The organism is Parasphingorhabdus sp. NYA22 (assembly GCF_976973735.1).
This window is the reverse complement of sequence record NZ_OZ333477.1, coordinates 2767111-2785757: the sequence shown is the minus strand read 5'-3', so window position 1 is coordinate 2785757 and position 18647 is coordinate 2767111. Positions and strand designations below refer to the sequence as shown.

The 18647-nt window shown below is 55.4% G+C and carries 15 protein-coding genes; 7 read left to right on the top strand and 8 right to left on the bottom strand.

Features of this window, described 5'->3' with window-relative positions; all coding sequences use genetic code 11:
- Window positions 1-41: 41 nt before the first annotated feature.
- Complete coding sequence (locus ACWFTY_RS13330) at window positions 42-1400, bottom strand: GntP family permease (RefSeq protein WP_447524676.1); 1359 nt, start codon at window positions 1398-1400, stop codon at window positions 42-44.
- 232 nt (window positions 1401-1632) lie between these two features.
- Window positions 1633-2793, bottom strand: a complete 1161-nt coding sequence (locus tag ACWFTY_RS13325) for an indoleamine 2,3-dioxygenase (RefSeq protein ID WP_447524675.1) — start codon at window positions 2791-2793, stop codon at window positions 1633-1635.
- A 219-nt stretch (window positions 2794-3012) separates the two neighbouring features.
- On the opposite strand from ACWFTY_RS13325, the gene ACWFTY_RS13320 reads away from it, so the two are divergent.
- The 3 genes from ACWFTY_RS13320 (at window position 3013) to ACWFTY_RS13310 (ending at window position 5579) form a co-directional block, all read left to right on the top strand.
- The gene (locus tag ACWFTY_RS13320) at window positions 3013-3303 is read left to right on the top strand and encodes a YMGG-like glycine zipper-containing protein (RefSeq protein ID WP_447524674.1); all 291 of its coding nucleotides are present in this window, start codon (window positions 3013-3015) and stop codon (window positions 3301-3303) included.
- Window positions 3304-3372: 69 nt separating this feature from the next.
- Window positions 3373-4761, top strand: coding sequence for an MATE family efflux transporter (locus ACWFTY_RS13315; protein WP_447524673.1), 1389 nt, complete (start codon window positions 3373-3375; stop codon window positions 4759-4761).
- A 143-nt stretch (window positions 4762-4904) separates the two neighbouring features.
- Window positions 4905-5579, top strand: a complete 675-nt coding sequence (locus ACWFTY_RS13310) for an OmpW/AlkL family protein (RefSeq protein WP_447524672.1) — start codon at window positions 4905-4907, stop codon at window positions 5577-5579.
- A gap of 206 nt (window positions 5580-5785) precedes the next feature.
- On the opposite strand, the gene ACWFTY_RS13305 is transcribed toward ACWFTY_RS13310, so the two are convergent.
- The 3 genes from ACWFTY_RS13305 to ACWFTY_RS13295 all read right to left on the bottom strand — a co-directional run bounded on the left by ACWFTY_RS13305 (window position 5786) and on the right by ACWFTY_RS13295 (window position 8065).
- Window positions 5786-6565: a hypothetical protein gene (locus tag ACWFTY_RS13305; protein ID WP_447524671.1), complete on the bottom strand. Its 780-nt coding sequence runs from the start codon at window positions 6563-6565 to the stop codon at window positions 5786-5788.
- A 588-nt stretch (window positions 6566-7153) separates the two neighbouring features.
- A complete protein-coding gene (locus ACWFTY_RS13300) occupies window positions 7154-7603 on the bottom strand; it encodes a vgr related protein (protein ID WP_447524670.1) in 450 nt (149 codons plus the stop codon).
- A gap of 9 nt (window positions 7604-7612) precedes the next feature.
- Entirely contained in the window at window positions 7613-8065 is a 453-nt protein-coding gene (locus ACWFTY_RS13295; protein WP_447524669.1) for a copper chaperone PCu(A)C, read from the bottom strand.
- A 192-nt stretch (window positions 8066-8257) separates the two neighbouring features.
- On the opposite strand from ACWFTY_RS13295, the gene dnaK reads away from it, so the two are divergent.
- From dnaK to ACWFTY_RS13280, 3 genes are all read left to right on the top strand, one after another.
- Window positions 8258-10207, top strand: coding sequence for a molecular chaperone DnaK (dnaK, locus tag ACWFTY_RS13290; RefSeq protein ID WP_447524668.1), 1950 nt, complete (start codon window positions 8258-8260; stop codon window positions 10205-10207).
- Window positions 10208-10312: 105 nt separating this feature from the next.
- Entirely contained in the window at window positions 10313-11467 is a 1155-nt protein-coding gene (dnaJ, locus tag ACWFTY_RS13285) for a molecular chaperone DnaJ (RefSeq protein ID WP_447524667.1), read from the top strand.
- Window positions 11468-12400: 933 nt separating this feature from the next.
- On the top strand, window positions 12401-13057 hold the full coding sequence (locus tag ACWFTY_RS13280; RefSeq protein ID WP_447524666.1) for a LuxR C-terminal-related transcriptional regulator: 657 nt from the start codon (window positions 12401-12403) through the stop codon (window positions 13055-13057).
- Window positions 13058-13404: 347 nt separating this feature from the next.
- Here the strand turns inward: ACWFTY_RS13280 and ACWFTY_RS13275 are convergent, their stop codons facing one another.
- The 3 genes from ACWFTY_RS13275 to ACWFTY_RS13265 are packed head-to-tail and all read right to left on the bottom strand — an operon-like array spanning window position 13405 to window position 17536.
- Window positions 13405-13800, bottom strand: coding sequence for a nuclear transport factor 2 family protein (locus ACWFTY_RS13275; RefSeq protein WP_447524665.1), 396 nt, complete (start codon window positions 13798-13800; stop codon window positions 13405-13407).
- Window positions 13801-13836: 36 nt separating this feature from the next.
- Window positions 13837-16248 carry a TonB-dependent receptor gene (locus tag ACWFTY_RS13270; RefSeq protein WP_447524664.1) on the bottom strand — a complete coding sequence of 804 codons (2412 nt, stop codon included), beginning with the start codon at window positions 16246-16248 and terminating at the stop codon, window positions 13837-13839.
- Between the two features lie 58 nt (window positions 16249-16306).
- Window positions 16307-17536 carry a cytochrome P450 gene (locus ACWFTY_RS13265; protein WP_447524663.1) on the bottom strand — a complete coding sequence of 410 codons (1230 nt, stop codon included), beginning with the start codon at window positions 17534-17536 and terminating at the stop codon, window positions 16307-16309.
- Window positions 17537-17663: 127 nt separating this feature from the next.
- On the opposite strand from ACWFTY_RS13265, the gene ACWFTY_RS13260 reads away from it, so the two are divergent.
- Window positions 17664-18371, top strand: coding sequence for a MarR family winged helix-turn-helix transcriptional regulator (locus ACWFTY_RS13260; RefSeq protein ID WP_447524662.1), 708 nt, complete (start codon window positions 17664-17666; stop codon window positions 18369-18371).
- The last annotated feature ends 276 nt before the right edge of the window (window positions 18372-18647 follow it).

The following is an 18647-nucleotide window of genomic DNA, read 5'->3' as shown; positions in this document are numbered from 1 at the left end:
CATTTATTGCGCCGGGGACATTGCGGAGAGCGCAGTCCGCGTCAGCCGAAAATCCCGAACAGTATCACCGCCATGACCGTCCCGATCACCGGTATCACCACGGTCAGCGCGCCCACTGCGCCGTAAGCATCCTTGTGCGTTTCCCCGCAAACCGCGCGGATCGTGGTCACGACATAGCCATTATGCGGCAAGCTATCGAGCGCGCCAGAGGAGATAGCGACGACCCGGTGCAGTTCGTCGGGTTGCGCACCAACATCGATATAATGGGGCGCGATCAGGGGCAGGGCGATCGACTGGCCTCCCGATGCGGAGCCGGTCAGGCCGGCGATCACGGTGACGGCAATGGCCGCGCCGATCAGCGGGCTACCGGGAATATTCTGTACCATGATCAGCGCTTCCTGAAAGGCCGGTGACAGCTTCGCGACGGAACCGAACCCGACAACCGCGCAAGTGTTGGTAATCGCGACAACCGCGCTGGTAGCCCCGCGCGAAAAGGCTTCCGGCATCGATTTGAGCTTCTGATAACCGACGATCAAGGCGACAACCGCACCCGATCCCAAGGCCGCGACCAAAGCCCATTTGTCGAGCGATTCCTGCGGCAAGATCACTGACAGCGGCCCCATATCCTGCGGATATTGAAAGACCAGAAATATCGCCAGCACCGCAACCAGCGGCAGGATGCAGAGCAAGGGTGCGGGCAGGTTGCTATAGTCTGTATTATGGTCGTCCGTTTCGCGCCCGACGAAATTTTCGCCCTTAGCGACCGCGCGCTTGACCATATGGTTGAGCCAATATTGTCCGGTAACGGCCATGAACAGCGCAATCACCAGGCTGACCTGCCAGCCGGCATAGGCGGTGGTGCCGAGATATTCCATCGGGATCAGATTCTGGATTTCCGGGCTGCCGGCGCTGGTCATGGTGAAGGTGACCGACCCGAATGCCAGCGCAGCGGGGATGAAACGTCTTGGCAAATCCGCCTCGCGAAACAGATGCACGGCGAGCGAATAGACGCTGAACGACACGATAAAAACGCTGACGCCGCCATAGGTCAGGATCGCGCAGGCGGCGACCACGGCGAGCACGGCATGTTTGATGCCGATCTTCTCAATTACCCAGTGGGCGACGCTGGCAGCGGCCCCGCTGGCCCCCATGATCTCGCCGAATATCGCGCCGAGCAGGAACATGAAAAACCAGCTTTTGAAGAATCCGACAAAGCCGTCCATATAGGCGGTGGCGAAATCAGGAGCACCTGCTGCGGCCAGCGGGGGTAACCAGGCAATCCCGCTGGTCAGCGCGACAACTGCCGCGGCGATCGGTCCGGCGATCAGGATATTCACCCCGCGCACCGTCATCCAGATGAGCAGCGCAAGTCCGCCGATAAGTCCGATTGCCGATAGCATATATGTCCCCCGTTCCTGGCGAGCCTAGTGGCAGAGGGGAGGGAGGCGGTGCAAGGAATTTATCCTCTCCCATTGCGGGAGAGGAAACCACAGCCTTTACAGCTTGCTGCTTAGGCGACGTTGGTGAGGGCGCGTCTTGCCGCAACCCCTCACCGACTCCGACTAACCGCCTTCGCTTGGGCTACGGCGCCACGTCTCCGTTTTCTTCTCCCTTTGGGGGAGAGAAAAAACATCAGATCAGCTGGGCCCGGTTTTCATCGCGGTGCTTTTTCAGATATTTCATGAACGGTGTTCCTCCGGTACCGACCTCGGTGTCATTGCCTTTGCCACTCACTGCCTGCTTGTTGATGTAGCTGGCCGCATATTCGAGATGCCTTGTGCGGAAGCGCGCGACTTGTTCGACGCTGGCGTTGAAAGCCTGCCTGAGCGCCGCATCACCGCTGGCAATGGCGAATTCCCGCAACTTGCTCTGTTCGCGCAGATCCTCGATGAAGCGCCGGTGGTGGACCGGGCGATACGCATGGAGTTCGTCGAGAAAGGCGCGCAGCGGATCATTGCCATGCTGCACCTGGAACAGCGCGTCCATGCTCGGTACAATCGAGCTTTGCGACCCGGTCTGGCCGCGAAATGCCTGGCCCCGGCCTTCATATTTCTTGACACCCTCGTAGATCAGGCCATCGGGCAGCGCCGGGTTATTCGCCCAGCCATGGATATAGGGCCGCACCCGCTGATAATAAATATAGGGATCGCAGCGGTCTGGCATGCGGCCGAATATCGCGTTGACCGTATCCCAGTGGCCGTCCATTTCCTCGAGCAGCGCCGTTGTTCTGGCGGTGTCTTCTTTACGCGCGGCTGCGACAAGATCGCAGGCAAGATCGAGAAGTGGACCAGCCGCAGCCTCGATAGCGACGTGGATCATCACAAACCAGTTCTCGTCTGCTCCGCCGTAGAAATTCTGCACCATATAGACATTGTCGAGGGAGATCGGGCCGTCACGCTCCAGCCGCGCCCAGTTATCGAGCACATAGCCGCTATAGGGCAGCAACGGTGCCTGATCGAGCCGGTCGGCAAGCGCCACCATTGGACGGGCGAGATTGGCGGGCAGGGTGGTCGGCGCATCGCTTTCGCCCCAGACATAGGCCTGGACGAGGAAAGAATAGCGCACCATCGCGACCCGGACCTGCTCTTCAGGCGCATTGGCAGCCCAGTCGGAAAGATCAAGCGCCGGCAGCAGCTCCAGCCAGTGCCGCACCCGGCCGGTGGTCATCAGGCCGGACAGATTTTCTGCGGCCTTGATGATCGGGGCAAAAATATCGGGAAGGTCAATATCGACTATTTCGAAATGCGAGAGAAATCCGCGGGAAGCGGACATATCATAATCTGACAATTTCATAGGGTCACCACTTGGGCAAGCGCGGGTTGGGCCGCTTGCGCAACAGCGGGATGGTATCAAATGAAATCAGATCGGGCAAATCGAATTTTTGCTCTGGCCAGCAGGTGCAACTGGTCGCATCGACGAAGCGTCCTGCCTTGCAAAATACATCTGTTCAGGAACCATAGGTCGCCTGAAGTGTTGAATGACCAACGGAACGATAATCGATGGAGATTGACGATGATGACATGGGCAAAACAATTGGCACTCGCGACGACCGCTGCATTCAGCCTGACGGCGTGCGCGCAAAATTATGCGGCGGAAGGTGCCGGAGCCGGGGCCGCAGCCGGCGCGGCGATCGGAGCTATCACCGGTGGTAATGTACTGGAAGGCGCCGCTATCGGCGCTGCAGCTGGTGCGGCTGGCGGCTATTTTATCGACAAAAATGACGGCTGCGACGGCTATGACCGTAACGGCAAGCTGGACGACGATTGCTACGGCACGCGTGGCTATCCGAGAGACCCTAGATAATATCGAACAGTTTTAGGCTAGAGCGCGGTTTCACTGGCTTGGTACTGCGCTCTGGGCTAACGCCCGCCGATGACCGGCGCATCCCTTAACCTGCGAGAGCAACACCCCTGGCGGCATGAATTGCGCGTCACGCTAGCGCTTGCCTGGCCGCTAATCCTGTCGAACCTGACGATGGCACTTATCGGGGCCACCGATGTGCTGATGCTCGGCTGGTTGGGAGCGCGCGAACTGGCCGGGGCCACGCTCGGTTTCAATCTGGCGATGACCGCGGCAATCTTCTGCATGGGGTTGATTACCGCCTCCGCGCCAATGATGGCCACTGAAATCGGCCGGATGCAGCACAGCGTTCGTGATGTGCGCAGAACGTTCCGTCAAGCCATGTGGGCTGCGTTTGCGGTTCTCATACCCTTCTGGGTTCTGCTCTGGAATACCGAAAGCCTTTTGCTGCTATTCGGTCAAGAACCTGATCTCGCTGCCATAGCTGGTACCTATATCAGCGCCTATATGTGGTCGATCCTCCCGTTTCTGTTCTTCATCATCCTGCGAAATTTCATTTCAGCACTGGAACAACCGGTCTGGGCACTGATCATCAGTGTCATTGGCGTATTATCCAATGCCCTGTTCAACTATGCACTGATCTTCGGAAAGTTCGGCGTGCCTGAATTTGGTGTTGTCGGCGCCGGTATCGGCAGCGTGATGACCAATGTGCTGATGTTCGGGGGGATGGTGCTGGTGGTGGTGCTGCACAAGCGCTTCCGCCGCTATCATCTGTTCGGGCGCTTCTGGCGCAGCGATTGGCAGCGCTTTCGGGCTATGTGGAAACTTGGCCTGCCGATTGCCATCACCATGGGGCTCGAAGGTTCCGTATTCGGTGTCGCCGCCTTGTTGATGGGACTGATCAGCGCAGAATCCGTAGCCGCTCACGCGATCGCCCTGCAACTCGCCGCCTTGACCTTCATGGTGCCGATGGGGCTGGGGCAAGCCGCCACGGTGCGTGTCGGTATCCAGTATGGCCGGAAAAATATTGCCGGCATCACGCGCGCCGGCTGGGTGAGCTTCGTGCTGGGGACATCCTTCATGGCAGCGATGGCGCTGGTGTTCGTTCTCGCTCCCGATTTTCTGATCTCGATGTTCATCGACGCCAGCGCCCCCGGCAATGCAGAAGTTGCCGCGCTGGCGGTCAGTTTTCTCGCCATTGCCGCCATCTTCCAGATTGTCGACGGCGCCCAGGTCGTCGGTGCCGGTATGCTCCGCGGGTTGCACGACACGACCATGCCGATGCTGTTCGCACTGATGGGATACTGGTTTATCGGCATCGGTCTGGGAGCCGGTCTTGCCTTCTGGCAGGGCTGGGAAGGCGTCGGCATCTGGGCCGGTCTGGCCGGAGGACTGAGCGTGGTCGCCGTGCTAATGCTGGCGCGCTGGATGATGCGGGCGAAACTGGGCCTGTTGCCATAAACAGCGGCACAGGACACGGGCGGCTTTCCATCCCGGTTCATCGAAACAGGTCTTTTCGGCTCCCTTCAGGGATATTGCGTATGTCAGTGATTTCCCCATCCCGTTAATGGCCTCGGTCAGAAACCAAACAGGGATTGAATGATATGAAAAATGCATTGAAATGGACCGCAGCTGCGGCAGCGTTGGCGATGAGCGGAACGGCGATTGCCGGTTCCAGCGATGGCAAGATCCAGATCAAGGCTTTGGCCACGCTGGTTGCCCCCGATGGCAAGATTACCTCGATCGAACTGGACAATATCGGATTGCCTGCCGGCACGCAGACCAAGGCCGATGACAATTTTGTTCCGACTATCGCCGCCGAATATTTTTTCACGCCCAATATTTCCCTGGAAACCATCTGCTGCGTCACCCAGCATGATGTGACCGGTACCGGTCCTTTGGATGGCGCCGGACTTGTCTCCAACGCAAATATCATACCCGCGACCCTCACAGCGAAATATCACTTCGGCGACGGCAGCGGGTTCAAACCCTATGTCGGCGTCGGACCGACCTATTTCATTTTCATTGACGAGAAAGCCGGTGACACGGCGCAGGCGCTGGGTGCGACACGCCAGAAGATGAACGACAAGGTCGGTGTTGCCTTGCAGGCCGGATTTGATCTGCCCCTCAATGACAAGGGGCTGGGCCTGAGCGTCGACGCCAAGCGCTATTTCGTCAACACGACGGCCCGCTGGTATGCTGGCGACACCGAAGTTTTGCGGACGCGCCACAAGATTGATCCCTGGGTGATCAGCGCCGGTCTGGCCTATCGCTTCTGAGCCCCTCGCAATCTGACCGGGAGCATAATGACCGGGAAGCAATGCTTCCCGGTCATTTACATTTGCGCCTGAATGACACTCTAGAAGGGCAATAGCAGCGCCAATGGCAGGAATACGCCTTGCTGATACTGACTCGCTGAACGATGCGGGCAAAGCTGGCGCTGCTACGCCATGCAGTTAACACATAAACCTAATCAACGGCGAAATTAGACTTCAGGTTCGGACGGTGTTTCCGTTTCAGCAGCTTTTAGAATGAGCTCAGCAAGCCTGTCCTCCAGCGGTTTTAGCGTCGCTGGTTCGGCTTTTGCCGATCGCAACATCGTAATGCTCGTCGAGAGATTGCTGATTTTTGTCTGCAGTTCGTAATTTTCGTTCAAAGTCGTGAAACGGGCCTGATTGGCGGATGCCGTCATCAGTGATTGCAGTCCTGTACCAAAGGAACAAGCCTGATGATATTGGTTTACCATCCGTATCATCTCGTCGACATTATATTCGTAGACGGTCTTCGACCGATTCTCGGCGATCTTGCCAAGCAGTTCTAGGCGCGTGACGTCGATTGCATTGGTGATCGCAGTCGTAAGCTGGTTTTTCCAGATATTGGCGTTGAGATGATCGCGGCTGCTGCTAGTAAAAGCCGCGCCACCGGCCAAGATCGATTTTGCCAAATCGCCTGATACGATCGAAGAGACGGTAGAAAGACCGGTCGTCAATATTCCTAAACCGGCGTTGGTGGTTGCTTCATTGGCAAAAATCCGACCCTTTTCGATAGTGCAGATATCTTGTGACCGCTTGATTAGCACTTCCTCCAGACGGTTGCGATAATAGGTGTGGACATCCTTCGTCGGTACAGGCTTCTGGGTCCCTACCGGCGCCACTGCTGCCGGGGCAACCGCTGCAACCTTTGGTACTTTGGCCTTGGGGCCCGCCGCTACGGGCTTGGCAGCGACTGCAGCAACCGGTGGAAATATTCCATTTGCTTGGAACATCAGCGGCATCTTCGCGGGAACTATATAACCCGCAGCGACTTGATAGGCTGATTCCGAGTCGTTCGGAAATTTGAAACAGGATAGATTGATTGCACCTTTCCAGCTTGTTGTATCCCCATAAACGAGCGGGCAATCCTGTTTCCATGCTCCCTTGTTGTCGCGGTCATAAGACGCAACCATATTTGGGTTTATTCTGGCTTTGCTGCCAAGAGTTTCGCCGATCGTCGTGCATCCGGCCAGCCCCGATGCCATGATCACAGCGATTGATAGATATTGGAAATTTGATTGTGCCATTAGTATTCCCCCCACGTCCATTGAATTGCATCCCGATCAAATCCTAACATGAATCCAACAGGTTCGAAATCTATTTGATCACTGCTATCTTTTTATTGCTACCAGGTGTCAAACGATGATGGGATAATGCTGAGGTCACACGATCCGTGTTCTCCGATATCATGCCGATTATTTGGAAAAGCGTTGTGACTGGGCGAGAGTATATCAGAGAAGGATCCGCGCCCGGTGCCTCATCCAACGGAAAAAAACGACAGCCCGGCGGCTTTATATTGGATGTTGGCCGCAAAAATTGTTCTAGAAGGGCAATAGCCCTTGATAATCTCCTATACGATAGCCGTTTTTCAAACGGGCACCCAGCCTGAGCAGAAAATAGTGGCTGACGATCTCGGCCTGCTGTTCGATGCCGTAATGCGCGAAACTCTTGCCCGGCAGCAATTCATAATCATAGCGGCAGAAGGGATGGCGCGCCAAGGGCAGGAAGACGCCTTGCTGATGCTGCCAGACATGCACCATTTCGTGGATGAACAATGCCTGGATATTCAACGATGATCCGCAGAAATCATCGCAGAAAAGATTGCTTTTCGGATGAAACCAGAGATTGCCATCCGGCGCCATGGTGACCCTGGGGTTCTGGAACAGCCACCATTTGCGGTTGAAGACTGTCACCCTGTCATAGTCGATAGCTTGCCCGAAGACGGACAGGCACAGTGAGACTTCGGGTCGGGTCAGCGCACGGCCTGTCACCTGGACGTCTTATTCTTCAGAAACTGGCGCGGGATCGCCGACTTTTTTGACAACGGCATCGATCTCGATCCGGTCATCGTTGGAATAGATCAAGGTCATGGTCAGCAAGCCGCGCTTCTTCGATCCTTCGCCCACGCCCCAGATCATCAGATGCTTCCCGCCGGGCTCCAGTTTCACCGCTTTCCCGGCCGGGACCGGAATCGACTTGAGCTTGGCCATGCTTGCCATGCCATTTTCCTCGGTGGTCTCGTGCATCTCGATCCGCAATACATCGTCGGCGGTCACGCCGACCAGCTCAACATCCACGCGGCCACCGTGCAGAGTCATGTAGCCAGCCGACGGATTTCCTTCCACCGGAGACAGATTAACGACCGCTTTGTCCGCGAAAAGAATGTCCCCCTGACCACAGGAAGCGAGCAAAAATGACGCGGATGCGGCTAGCATGATAGAGATTTTATTCATGATGATACCTCGTTAAACCGTTGTAATTCTGTCCCGATATGGGTGTTTTGCGTTGATTTTTCAAATGTACGATGTCTCACGTCTTGTGCCAAGGAAAATGCCACCTATATCCGATTGCGAAGCCGTAACGGTGCCACTTGACTAGGGCCGGGCGGCAATTTTGCTAATGTTAGAAAATTGATTGAGGGATTTATGGGTAAAGTAATCGGAATTGATCTGGGCACCACCAACAGCTGTGTTGCCGTTATGGATGGCGGAAAGCCAAAGGTTATTGAAAATTCGGAAGGCGCGCGGACCACGCCGTCTGTCGTCGCATTCACCAAGGATGGCGAGCGCCTGATTGGACAGCCGGCCAAGCGCCAGGCAGTGACCAATCCGGAAAGTACGATTTTTGCCGTGAAGCGTCTGATCGGTCGCCGGTTCGATGATCCGATGACGAAGAAAGATATGGAACTGGTTCCTTATGAAATCGTCAAGGGTTCAAACGGCGATGCATGGGTGAAAGCCGGTGGCGAAGATTACAGCCCGTCGCAGATTTCTGCTTATACATTGCAGAAAATGAAGGAAACGGCCGAAGCCTATCTTGGTGAAACCGTAACCCAGGCCGTGATCACCACGCCTGCTTATTTTAACGACGCCCAGCGTCAGGCAACCAAGGATGCGGGCAAGATTGCCGGTCTCGAAGTGCTACGGATCATCAACGAGCCAACCGCTGCGGCGCTGGCTTATGGCCTCGACAAGAATGACGGCAAGACCATTGCTGTCTATGACCTTGGCGGCGGTACGTTCGATATTTCGATCCTAGAAATCGGCGACGGTGTTTTCGAAGTGAAATCGACCAACGGCGATACTTTCCTCGGCGGCGAAGATTTTGATGCCAAGCTGGTCGAGTTTCTCGCCGCTGACTTCAAGAAAGCCGAAAGCATCGACCTCACCAAGGACAAGCTTGCTCTGCAGCGTCTCAAGGAAGCTGCTGAAAAAGCAAAAATCGAACTGTCCAGCGCGCAGACGACCGAAATCAACCTGCCGTTCATTACCGCAGATCAAAACGGTCCGAAGCATCTGGTCAAGGCGATCAGCCGCTCGGATCTTGAAAAGCTGGTTGGCGATCTCGTCAAGCGGACCCTCGATCCTTGCAAAAAGGCACTCAAGGACGCTGGCGTCGAAGCCAAGGATATCGACGATGTCGTAATGGTTGGCGGTATGACCCGCATGCCGATGGTTCGTGAAACGGTTGAGAAATTCTTCGGTCGGGAACCACATGTTGGCGTGAACCCTGACGAAGTTGTTGCAATGGGCGCGGCTATTCAGGCAGGCGTTTTGCAGGGCGACGTGAAAGACGTATTGCTGCTCGACGTGACACCATTGTCGCTGGGTATCGAAACACTCGGCGGTGTATTCACCCGCATGATCGACCGCAACACCACGATCCCGACGAAGAAGTCGCAAGTCTATTCGACCGCTGATGACAATCAGGGTGCTGTGACAATTCGTGTCTTCCAGGGTGAACGCGAAATGGCAGCGGACAACAAGATGCTCGGCCAGTTCGATCTGGTTGGTATCCCTCCCGCACCACGCGGCGTGCCGCAGATCGATGTGACTTTTGACATCGACGCCAACGGCATCGTCAACGTGTCCGCGAAAGACAAGGGCACGGGCAAGGAACAGCAGATCAAGATCCAGGCTTCCGGTGGCCTGAGCGATAGCGATATCGACCAGATGGTTCAGGATGCCGAGAAATTTGCGGAAGAAGACAAGCAGCGGCGTGCCGAGGCGGAAGCCAAGAATAACGCGGAAAGCCTTGTCCACACCACAGAGAAGCAGCTTGAAGAGCATGGCGACAAGATTGACGCCGATCTCAAAGGCCAGATCGAAGCAGCCGTCAAGGAAACCAAGGAAGCCATCGAAGGTGGCGATCCCGAAGCGATGAAGACCAAGTCTGAAGCGCTGGCACAGGTTTCCATGCAAATGGGTCAGAAGATCTATGAAGCGGAACAGGCTGCTGGTGGTGAAGCCGGTGATGCTGCCGCTGCAGATGCGGCAGCCAAAGCGGCTGACGACGATGTTGTCGACGCCGAGTTCTCCGAAGTGGATGACTCTGACGACAGCGACAAGAAAGATGACGCCAAGGCGGCTGAGTAAATATTGGAACGTTGCCCGCGCACGGGTCGAGGCTGCTGGACTTAGTTCCAGCGGCGTCGGCCTGTGCCGGGACGACGATCTTCTCGCTTTGGGGGAAGCATGAGTATGGCATCCGAAATCGATTATTATGAGCAACTGAATGTGTCGCGCGATTGTGATGGCGCGACGCTGAAATCTTCCTATCGTAAACTGGCAATGCAGTGGCACCCGGATAAAAATCCCGGCGACGACGCAGCGGAAGCCAAGTTCAAGACGATCAGCGAAGCCTATGATGTATTGAAGGACCCTCAGAAACGCGCGGCCTATGATCGTTACGGCCATGCAGCGTTTACCAATGGCGGCGGTAATAATGCCGGCGGCGGCGGTGGCTTCGGCGGCGCGGCTTTCAACGATATTGGCGATATATTTGAGACTATTTTTGGCGGCGGTGGTGGCGGCGGTTTTGGCGGCCAGCAGCAACAACGCGGTCCTGCGCGCGGCGCGGACCTGCGCTATGATATGGAAATTACGCTGGAAGATGCGTATCATGGCAAACATACCGAAATTGAAATTGACGTTTCAGTAGCGTGCGACGAATGCGACGGCTCCGGAGCGGAGCCGGGCACCGGTGTCAAACGATGCGATACCTGTCATGGCCACGGCAAGGTTCGTGCACAGCAAGGCTTTTTCGTTGTCGAGCGTACCTGCACCAGCTGTCAGGGTCGCGGCGAAGTGATCGAAAGTCCGTGCCACGTCTGTTATGGCGAGGGCAGGGTGGACAAGCCCCAGATGCTGGAAGTCGATATCCCTGCAGGGGTTGATACCGGCACGCGTATTCGCCTAACCGGTAAAGGTGAAGCGGGAGCACGCGGCGCCCCGGCTGGCGATCTCTATATTTTCATTCACCTGATCCGGCACAATATTTTCGAGCGTGAAGGAACAACTCTGTTCACCCGCGCACCGATCAGCTTCACACTGGCCGCTCTGGGCGGTGAAATCACCATTCCCGGCCTCGACGGTGAAAAACATGCCATCCGGATTCCGGCGGGCATCCAGAGCGGCAAGCAGATCCACCAGCGCGGTGCCGGCATGCCGGTCCTACGCGGGCGCGGCAATGGCGATATGGTAGTGCAGATCGAGGTCGAAACACCGACCAGACTGTCCAAGCAGCAGCGGCAGATCCTTCGCGACTTCCAGGCCACCGAAACCGGCGACGAAACGCCGAACTCGACCGGATTTTTCGGCAAATTGAAAGATGCCTGGGAAGATTTGACCGAATAAGGCGGCGCGATGCGCGGCAATCCTGAACGTCGACCCGGGCTGCGGGTGACGATCAGGCTAAATCAGTCGAACATGGCACTGACAGTAGCGGTGCGTGTAATATCAGGACGCTTGTCATAGTCGTGATCGACAGCGGGCATCGTTGGCAATGAACCAGTCACTGCAAACGCATTGATGCGGGAACTGGTTCGCGAACGCGGACTATATTGTCCCGATTGACGAGAAAATCTTGCGGGTCTGTTGAACGATGGTTCCCGCATTTTCGAATCCGCGCCGGGTAAGCGACAGATTATCGCGCGCTAGGTCGAAGCAATCCTCTTCTTTTAGGTCATATGCGCAAACGATGTCGTCGTTCAAAAGCGCCGTCAGATATCGCAAAACCGAAGTCCTGCTGATTTCGAGATGCCGGGCGATTGCACTGGAATCTATGGGAAGATCGTTGATTTCGTGGCTGTACAACAACAATATTATATCCCAAAACTTGTTTGTGAAATATTGTTCGTTGAATAATTCGCTGCGATTTTTTCTGACCGAGACTATTGCGTTTATATCAATTTGCATATTGTTATAATTATTGGGGAAGATCCGTTCAATTTCTGAAAGCATAATTTCAATTCTTTTTGATTAAATCTACTAGTTGAACATATTCTTACAGGGTATTCCTTATCCGCACACGTCACGTTGCTACGTGACAGATATGAAATCCGCCAAAAAGTCGCTTATTCTGCCGCATTCACGAGTCTCCTGAGCGAATGGCTTTTTTGTCCTATTCAATCTCGACGGCCTATTTATTGACGTGGGGACGCAATGTTTTTTTCAGGATTTTCCGGCCATTCCTGAAAACCATCGCGACAAGAAATGTGTGGTAGGCCTATGGTTTATAATTACAGCCCGCTCCGGGAGGGGTTTTCAGTAGCTTCGCAACTGAATGAATTGTCTCATCAACTGATGGCTCAGGGCGTCAAGGCGTTGTCTTACCATATCACGCCGCCATTTTATTCGCAGGTGTCGAAACGCTCGTCGGTATTCCATTTCGGATATCCGGAGGAAATAGTCGCCACATATCTGGATCCGGAAGTCTTTGAATCTGACCCTTTCCCCGACCACGTCATGGCAGTCGGCCATGCGGTGACGTGGCAACAGGCTGTGGTCGATCAAAAACTGACAGAAAAGCATTTGGAGTTTCTGAAAAAAGCAAAAAAACTCGGGTTTCTGGACGGAATTGCCGTCCCTCTATTCGGCCCGAACAGCAGGAATTCCTATTTCTCGATGAATTTTGAACGAAATATGACGGTCGATGATGAAGCAATTATCGCGCCACTGGTTGGTATTGCACAGTCTTGCCACCGGAGAATATGTGCCATCATAAACCAGAGCAGTGATGAGGAACCGCCGCTTTCCGAACGGGAAAGTCAGGTATTATACTGGATTTCGCGCGGCAAATCGAATTCCGACATGGCGATCATATTGGACATTTCCCAGGCAACGGTGGATTCCTATATCCGGCGCCTGTTCAAAAAGCTGCAAGTCAACGACCGCATATCCGCGGTGATTGTCGGACTGAGCAATTCCCTGATCAAATTGATGTAATATCCGGCTCCGTCGGTCCCTCCGGAGGCATGGTTTGCCGCCGATGGCGGACGCATGGCCAGAACCGGTGGCCGGTTGTCAAAAGGTGCTGTATTTTGCGGGGAGAGTAAGCGGGTCAGGAAAGGACCAGCTATCCTGACCCGCTGAATTGATGTTCGTCAGTCAAAATCTTCGCTATATCAAAAGGGCCTGGGTGGGACATGGGCCAATCCGATTGGAATATTCCTGCTCAATCATCAATCTGAGCTAAGAACGGCGAGAGGCGCGATCGATTAACCCGCGAGGCCGAAATTAATTGGACTCGCGATTCTATTGCAGCTCTCGGCCCGGTTTCTGGCGGCTTCGGTCTAGGAAGAAAAAGCGTTGGCCGCTTCGACCGTATTCATGAAATCCCGGAACAACAGCCATTTCTCGTCGGTCACGGTAATGACATGGACGAAGTCGGATTCGATCTGCCGTCCGGTCGAGCGGGCGGTGAGGCGGAGATGGCCTGTGACCACTACCTTGTCGCCTTCGCAGATATACTCTTCCGGGTCGAACTGGTGGATATCGACCGAGGACAGCACCGTCTCGAAAAACCGCCGCGCCTGTTCGAGGCCGTCATAGGTCCCCGCATAGGGGATGACCTCTGGCCCGTAAAATTCGATCCGGACATCTGGGTGAAGCCACTGGACGATGGCATCGACGTCGGCAGCGCCAAAGGCTGCGAAGACGTTCCTGGTTACATCAATCGGGGCGATCATGGATATTCTCCTTGGATAGGGTTACGCTGGCTCGGCTCAGAAATTGAACCGCAGGTCGACGCCATAAGTGGCCGGTGTGCCGAGCGGCCCGACAAATTCCGCGCCGTAGACGGTGCCAGTGAGGATCTGGTTGGTGAAATAGGTCTCGCCGGTCAGATTGTCCCCAAACAGGCGGACGCTCCACCTGTCATCGGCGCTGGTGAAGCCGAGGCTGGCGCGAAGCAGGCCATAGCTTTCCTGCGAGGCGGCATCGATGTTGAAGACGGTGAAGTAGATCTTGCTCTGCCAGTGATATTCGGCGCGGGCGGTGATCGTGCCGCTGTCACCCACCGGCTGCTCCACCTGACCGGCAATGCTATATTTCCAGCGCGGCGCGCGCGGCAGGCGAAGGCCGTCAAGGTCGCGGACAAATGTCCCCGGATCCTGGCTGAGCGGAGCAGGGCGCAGGGCTTCAGTGAGCTGACCCTCGGTAAATTGCGCATCGACATAGGTCAGCGCGCCTTCCAGCCGCAAGAAGTCGGTCGGTTTGGCGACGGTCTCGACTTCAAAACCGCGCACCCGTGCTTTGCCGACATTGCGGATGATCGGCTGGTTGCCGACGCTGTCCTGCGCCTGCAGATTGGTATAATCATACCAGAAGGCCGACGCGTTGAGCATCAGGGCGCGGTCGAGCAACTCGCTGCGCGCGCCGATTTCATAGGACCAGATTTTCTCCGGTTCGAACGGGTCGCGCTGGCTGCTGCCGATATTATAGCCACCGCTTTTGAAGCCGCGCTGCATCGAGACGTAGAGCATGACATCGTCGCTAGGCTTGTAATCAATGCCGAGTTTCGGAGTGAAGGCGCTGAAGGTCGTCGGCCCGTTGACCGGAGCGATGACGAAACCGAACGGATCGGGCTGCGCAGCATCGCGGTCTTCGGTGATTGCATTCGGGAAGAAGATCGTGTTCGGCGCAATGCGGATATCCGGAAGCATCACCAGATCGAAATTCTGCCGACCGTCGCGCCGCTCTTCGCTATAGCGGCCGCCCAGCCGTACGGTGATCTGGTCCGAGACTTCCCATTGCGTGTCGAGATAGGCGGCCCAGGCCTTGGTTTCCTGTTCGCCGCTCAGATGCAGCTCGCAGCACAGGTCGGTTTCCGGGAAGACCACCGGGAAGGACGGCAGGACACCGGCGGCTTGCAGATCCGTGAAGCCCTGAATCAAGATAGGCTCCCAGAAATTGCCGAATATATCATTATCGATGATATTGCGTTCTTCGAAATAATAAGCGCCGGCAATCCATGAGAAGGGCTTGCCGGTGGGCGAGCTCAGCTGCACTTCGCCACTCCACTGCCAATGGTCCTCTTCGCGCCCGACATAATTGACATAGGCGTCTGACAGATCGAATTCATTCTGCGAGGCCGGGTTGGTGTCGCGGTAGCTGCCGATGACCTTCAGATTATAGTCGGCGATATCCCAGTCTAGCGTGGCACCGAGACCCCAATTTTCGACCTTGTTGAAATAGGGGGCATCGGCAAAAATATCGCGCGAAGCGGCTTCGGAAACACGACCCCCATTTTTCATACCGAAATAGGGCAGGGTCTGCGATCCCTCGCGCGTCCCGTACCAGCCGGGAATCTCGTCGGCATAGCCTGCGCTGGCATAATAATAGGCATTGGCCTTGTCGTCTGCGTGATAATAGTCGCCGTTGAGGGTCAGGGTAGCGTCCGGAGATAGATCGGCTTCTACCGTAAGCCGGATGGAATAATCCTTCTTGTCTTCCACCCGCTCGGTGCTGTCGTCGGGCCGGGTCACGGTTGCATAGCCGTCGCGATTTTCCCACTGAAAGGCAAGCCGCGCGCGGATCGCATCGTTGATCGGCCCGCTCAAGGCACCAGCGACGCGAAAGCGATCATAATTGCCAACCGTGAGCTGCAAATTGCCTTCCAGATAATCGGTAGGGCGATTGGTGACGATATTGACCGCACCGCCGGTGGCGTTGCGACCATAGAGCGTCCCCTGTGGTCCGCGCAGCACTTCGATGCGTTCGATGTCGAAAAATTGCGGACCAATGGCGGCGGGCCGGCTGATATAAACACCATCAATATAGGTTGCTGTAGAGCTGTCCGTGCCGGCGATGATCGATGGCGTGCCGATGCCGCGGATGAAGATCGACGTGTCCCCCTGATAGGTCGATATCTGTACACCGGGCGCGATCGCGCCGACTTGTTCGATCGAGGTGATCGACCGGTTGACGAGTTCATCGCCGCCGAACGCGGTAATCGACATCGGTGTATCCTGAATCGATTCTGCCCGGCGGTTCGCGGTCACGATGATGACATCGCCGGTGCTTTCCTGCGCTTCACCGCTAGCATCCTGCTGGGCGTAGAGCGGCGCTGGTGCCGCGATGATGGCGAGCAGGCTGGCTGTTGCCAGTACCGCCTTCTTGTTGTTCCGAATGTTCATGTCTTCCTCCCTCGTTCGGTGATTTTGCTCACCGTTTCTTTTTGAATATTTTGTTCGGCTAATCCCGGGCGCGAAAAATCACCGGGTTGCTGTGCAAGCCGTGGTTGAGCAGGCTGACATCCTGCCAGACCGCTTCGCCCGCGCGTTCAATCTGGTTGTATCGTTCGCGCAGCATGCGCGCGGTGGACTCCGCTTCCAACTGCGCCAGCGGCGCACCGAGACAGCGATGGATGCCGTAGCCGAAGCTCATATGGCGATTGGCGTTCTTGCGGTTCAGCTGGAACTCGTAAGGTTCGGGAAAGGACTCCGGATCATAATTGGCCGCGCCGAAAAAGCAGGCTACCCAGTCACCGCGCTTGATGTCGGCATTGCCTATGGTGATGTCGCGGGTCGCCACCCGGAACAGGCGTTGTGGCGGGCCGTGAAAGCGCAGGGTTTCCTTGTAGATCGCGTCGAACTGAGTGACGTCCCCGACGTAGCTCTGCCAGATTTCGTTGAAGTCGGCGAACACGGCAATCAGATTGCCGAGATAGAAAGACGTTGTTTCTGCTCCGGCGACGGTGGCGGTCATGCAGAAGCGGACGATTTCCTCAAAGGACAGGCTGTCACCGTCGACTACGGTGCGAATGAAGGCATTGAGCAAGGGGCCGGGCGTATCTTCGCCCTTTGCAATCCGGTCCATATGCTTTCTGACATGCCTGCCAAAAAAGGCCATGGCTTCTTCATTATAGGCCTGCCGTTCTTGCGGGCTTATATCGGCGGATAACATGAAGGCGGTCGCCCAGTTGCGCACGTCCCGGTCCATATCGTCCGGCATGCCGAACAAATAGGCCATCACCCTGCTCGGCAGCATCGCGCAATAGTCGGCCATCACGTCAACCGGTCGATCCTTGACAAAAAAATCGTCCATGGCTTTGCTAACCAGTGCGTCCACCGCTGGTGCCAGCGATTTGATCGATGCTGGCTGAAAAACCTTGGTCGCAATCTTGCGCAGCCGCGTGTGTTCCGGCCGGTCATGATTGACTAGCATCAGCGATGGCGCGGAGGATTCCTCCTGCAAGCTGTCGCGTGACGAAAAGCTGTCATGATCCCACGCTACGGCGGCGACATCATCAAAATTGAGTACCACCCACGACGGTTTGGGCTCGTCCACTCCCGGCATCGTGCCAGGAGGAAAATCGCGATAGCCGAACACCGGGGACTGGTCGCGCAGCAGATCATAATAAGGATAGGGGTTCCGGATGACCTCCGGGCTGTTCAATTGGTCAACGCCAAACGCGGGTTTCATATATCCTCAATCCTCAAAATATTATATGTCGTTGGGACATAGTGTCCGTGAGACATAATATGAATTGGAAAGAGAAATTGTCAACCGATCTGAATCGCCCGCATCGTTTATTACTATAATATGCTGAATGTATTGGATAAAATTGGACGTTGTGACCTGGATGATGGATGACCTGACGGCGGGCATATCGACAGTCGTGCTGGCAAGGCGATGTTTTTCAAGCTGGATGATTAGACTTTGGCGCGATATTCGTTCATCCATCTATTTGATTCGTGGCCAGGGAAACCTGGCGGACATCCCAACGATGGAGCATCGAGTGAAGCAGCAGTCCGATTTCGGTATAGACTATCCCATAAAACGGGATGCTGCCCCGCAAAACTTTCTCAAGCTATTCTATCCGTTTCATTATTCGGTCGGCATGGCGGTTGAAAAACATTTGAGCGGGTCCAATCTGACCCGACACCAGACGGTGATCCTGTGGATCATCCATTCCAAGGGTACGGATGGCAATACGATCCATCGAAAGACCATCGAACGACTGATTGGTGAATGGTATGAACTGGGAAGTCCGGCGATTTCGAAAGTCTTGCGCGCTATGGCGGAAAAAGAGCTCAATCTGATATCGATCAAGGAAAGCAAGACGTCGGCGCGGGAAAAGGTGATCCGTCTGACCAAAAAGGGTCAATCCACGGTGAATGAAATGATGGAACGGACAGAGGCCTTCATCAAGTTGATCTCTGACGAGCTGACCGACGAGGAGATTGCGAATGGCATGGAATTCATGAGCAGGGTCGGAGCCATTGTCGAAGGTGGCATTGCCGGTCGAAAAGCTTAGCTCTGATGCGGCTGACCCAAAGGTCCGGCAGAATGGCCGGCGGGTCAAGCAATAAATCTATGTCCTACAGCCGGCTATTCATGATAGGGATGCAAAATGTCTGATCTGCTAGCTTCTCAATATTTGTCTCGCCTTGCCAGTTGCTTGGGGGGCATTTTTGACGCTGAAAATGAAGGCAGGTTTTTTTCCTTTAACAGTGTAAAGTTTGTAAAGTTCATCAGATTATCGGCGCGTAATATGAACGGCGGGGACCAGATATTGTTCCGCGGTTTTGCC

What these genes read in the sequence shown, in the direction of transcription:
- ACWFTY_RS13330 (WP_447524676.1), bottom strand. Translation starts at nt 1,400, where the DNA reads ATGCTATCGGCAATCGGACTTATCGGCGGACTTGCGCTGCTCATCTGG.
- ACWFTY_RS13325 (WP_447524675.1), bottom strand. Translation starts at nt 2,793, where the DNA reads ATGAAATTGTCAGATTATGATATGTCCGCTTCCCGCGGATTTCTCTCG.
- ACWFTY_RS13320 (WP_447524674.1), top strand. Translation starts at nt 3,013, where the DNA reads ATGATGACATGGGCAAAACAATTGGCACTCGCGACGACCGCTGCATTC.
- ACWFTY_RS13315 (WP_447524673.1), top strand. Translation starts at nt 3,373, where the DNA reads ATGACCGGCGCATCCCTTAACCTGCGAGAGCAACACCCCTGGCGGCAT.
- ACWFTY_RS13310 (WP_447524672.1), top strand. Translation starts at nt 4,905, where the DNA reads ATGAAAAATGCATTGAAATGGACCGCAGCTGCGGCAGCGTTGGCGATG.
- ACWFTY_RS13305 (WP_447524671.1), bottom strand. Translation starts at nt 6,565, where the DNA reads ATGTTCCAAGCAAATGGAATATTTCCACCGGTTGCTGCAGTCGCTGCC.
- ACWFTY_RS13295 (WP_447524669.1), bottom strand. Translation starts at nt 8,065, where the DNA reads ATGAATAAAATCTCTATCATGCTAGCCGCATCCGCGTCATTTTTGCTC.
- dnaK (WP_447524668.1), top strand. Translation starts at nt 8,258, where the DNA reads ATGGGTAAAGTAATCGGAATTGATCTGGGCACCACCAACAGCTGTGTT.
- dnaJ (WP_447524667.1), top strand. Translation starts at nt 10,313, where the DNA reads ATGGCATCCGAAATCGATTATTATGAGCAACTGAATGTGTCGCGCGAT.
- ACWFTY_RS13275 (WP_447524665.1), bottom strand. Translation starts at nt 13,800, where the DNA reads ATGATCGCCCCGATTGATGTAACCAGGAACGTCTTCGCAGCCTTTGGC.
- ACWFTY_RS13270 (WP_447524664.1), bottom strand. Translation starts at nt 16,248, where the DNA reads ATGAACATTCGGAACAACAAGAAGGCGGTACTGGCAACAGCCAGCCTG.
- ACWFTY_RS13265 (WP_447524663.1), bottom strand. Translation starts at nt 17,536, where the DNA reads ATGAAACCCGCGTTTGGCGTTGACCAATTGAACAGCCCGGAGGTCATC.
- ACWFTY_RS13260 (WP_447524662.1), top strand. Translation starts at nt 17,664, where the DNA reads ATGTATTGGATAAAATTGGACGTTGTGACCTGGATGATGGATGACCTG.